This is a genomic window from Ruegeria sp. CDSA089 (assembly GCF_059612205.1).
In genome coordinates this window covers 1-2419 of the sequence record NZ_JBXWQD010000025.1, presented here as the reverse complement: position 1 = coordinate 2419, position 2419 = coordinate 1, and the positions used below count along the sequence as shown (strand labels likewise).

Here is a 2419-nt window from a genome sequence, read left to right as displayed (position 1 = left end):
TGACCGTTGTTGAACTCCGCGCAGGCTTGTGCCGCCAGATCAACCTTCGCCTGAAAACCGGGCGGAAGTTGTGAAACATCAGCAGCGACAGCTGGTGAGGTCCAAAATAGGCCCGAAACCAGCACAATCCCTGATGCCAGCCCTTTCAACAGGCGCACTTTTTGGGAAGCAGGTTGGAGGGTTGCGTCAGTTACATTGATCATACCTATAGTCCCCGTACTCCAGCCAGTTTGCCGAGCCTTCGCTAAAAATCAAAAACTCGGACCTGTCTTCCCCAAGGAGGGCGACGACAAATCCGGTCGGCGGCTCAGAATTTCCGAAGTAACTGTAGGCAGTCATGGCTCTGATCGACTCGCCATTGACCGCTACTCGCGCGTCCCACTCTCCGTCCGGATTGTCCAAAATTACGGGCTCGATCACGCGCTCTATCGCTCCTCCACCACAATAGACGATGCCTTCAGGCGCTTCGTAGGAGGCCTCCTGGCTAACATTCGAGTTGCACGCAGAACGAAGGGATCGAATTGCTGCGCTGGAACCTTTCAAGTCAAAAATTCCGTAGCTGACATCTTGATCAATCATCGACAGATTAACCGATGCATTGGCCGCAAGCTGGTCCAGAACAAAACCATAGTCCGGCTGACTATTGAAACTGACCTCGACGGGATAGTTGTCGACGATCTGCACGGCAGCGTTTTCTGCGCCAACCTGAAATGCTCCAACTTCGGTGGTGCCGTTCTTCAAGAAACGAATGGAAAGCCCCTGCTTGTCCGCAATGTCCTGGCTGTCCTCGAATCCAGCCGGAGCAAAGCGAATACGGTTACACTGAAGTTCCAGCGTCATGTTTCCTGTCTGAATAAACGCATTCGGGTTGGGCCCGGAGCTGAAAGACCACTCCGCTGATGCTGTGGTCGCCACTGCCATCAGTAGCATTCCAATGGAAATGGTTTTGCAGCTCATTTTTTTCTCTCCATTGAGTTACGGTTCGCACTGTCGTCCAGCAGAAGTTCCAGCCAATTGCCCGGACAGCCAAATCAGGAAACAGATTCGCCGTATTCGTTTGCGCCTTCTTGGGAAGGTCGTGTCAGCCACCAGATCATCAGAATGGACAGAACGAACTGAAGGATTGAGACAACAACGATACCGGTCACACCCAAAACTGCCGCAGGTCCTCGCAATGCATCGGGATTTTCGGTCCCTTGCTCCAATACCGAAAAGAACGCCACCCCACCCAGCAAAACAAAAAGCGTTGTAATGCTGAGCGCCATCGGCAACAGCAAGTACCAGCCAGGTCGCCCTGTATCGTGCAGCCTTCTCCAACCGACGGCGAGCATGGGTATAATGACGGCCAGTTGAAAAACGGAGGACAGAACCTGAGAGCCTTGGCCCGTTTCGGGGTTGGTTCCAAAAAGGACCGAATCCAACATGGCTAAAGCGGCACTCACGAGAACCACAAACAAGAAGAACCACCAGTATTCTGAGCGTAAAGCCCGACCGGAAAACTGGAAGTATTTCGAAAAACACGTTTTAACGGCTTCACCAAATCCCATTTTTCACTCCTTTATTGACTTTCTGTGCGCCGAAAAACGCTTCGCCGCTCAGAAGAACTCACGCGACCCTAAGGATGCGCCCACGAACCTTTTTGTTTGAAGGCAGAGGCCTATCGTACGAGAGCGTAAAGAAGTTTACGCGCGGAAAAAATGTTGATTTATTAAAAAATAGATTCAAACATGCGAATTCGACACAACTTTCATTTTACCTCCGTTGTTGTCGTTGTTGCTCGCGTTGCCGGGCCCTTCCAGCCGCTAGAGTGAGTGCTGGCGGTTGGAAGACTTTCTAAAGTGATCGTGCTTAGGAGGACGCGATGCTCAGACTCAAAATAAGAACCCTCTCTCCAAAGCTCGCTCTAGCTTTTGCCAGGGCCATCATTCGGCCATCACACGTTGTTGGCTATCTCGGTAGTCAACAAAATATCGATCCGCCGACAAAGCCGGCAAGCGGCGGGTTTTGGGCAAGGTAGTCACAAGATCAAGGCATGTCCCATTGGCTGCCCAGACGCGAGAGATTCAAAAAAGCACATCCAATTTCATTATTTTCAAGGGAACAAGAGGGAGAAGAAAATGTCCAGCAAGATGGTGATGGTTGCAGGCGCAACTTGTTTCGCATTGCTTGCAGCCTGCGACGATACGAGTACATCAAGCGCGTCCGCCGACCTCACGCCGGCTCAGCAGGCGTGTTTGCGAGATGTAGCCAGCACAACGAACAATTCGCAAGTCGTGGTGCTCTCATCCGCGTTTAGCGAGGCAGGAACACAGGTCACTGTAGGCGTTGGCGAGGATCGTGCTCCTTGGAATTGCATTGCTTACAGTGATGGCACGACAGCTGGTATCGAGTTCCTGGGCGACGAAGGCGCATTGTGACC

3 protein-coding genes and 1 pseudogene are annotated in these 2419 nt (G+C 52.0%); 1 reads left to right on the top strand and 3 read right to left on the bottom strand.

Translation table 11 applies throughout. The features are described from left to right. The 3 genes and pseudogenes from AC2FJ6_RS20775 to AC2FJ6_RS20765 form a co-directional block, all read right to left on the bottom strand. Positions 1-203, bottom strand: a pseudogene (locus AC2FJ6_RS20775) (hypothetical protein); the annotation flags it as partial. Further along, complete coding sequence (locus AC2FJ6_RS20770) at positions 187-957, bottom strand: hypothetical protein (protein WP_496669854.1); 771 nt, start codon at positions 955-957, stop codon at positions 187-189. The gene AC2FJ6_RS20770 and the pseudogene AC2FJ6_RS20775, both read right to left, overlap by 17 nt. Before the next feature lie 74 nt (positions 958-1031). Continuing rightward, the gene (locus AC2FJ6_RS20765) at positions 1032-1547 is read right to left on the bottom strand and encodes a DUF805 domain-containing protein (RefSeq protein WP_496669852.1); all 516 of its coding nucleotides are present in this window, start codon (positions 1545-1547) and stop codon (positions 1032-1034) included. Between the two features lie 570 nt (positions 1548-2117). Here AC2FJ6_RS20765 and AC2FJ6_RS20760 point away from each other — a divergent pair. Then, positions 2118-2417, top strand: coding sequence for a hypothetical protein (locus tag AC2FJ6_RS20760; RefSeq protein ID WP_170775471.1), 300 nt, complete (start codon positions 2118-2120; stop codon positions 2415-2417). The last annotated feature ends 2 nt before the right edge of the window (positions 2418-2419 follow it).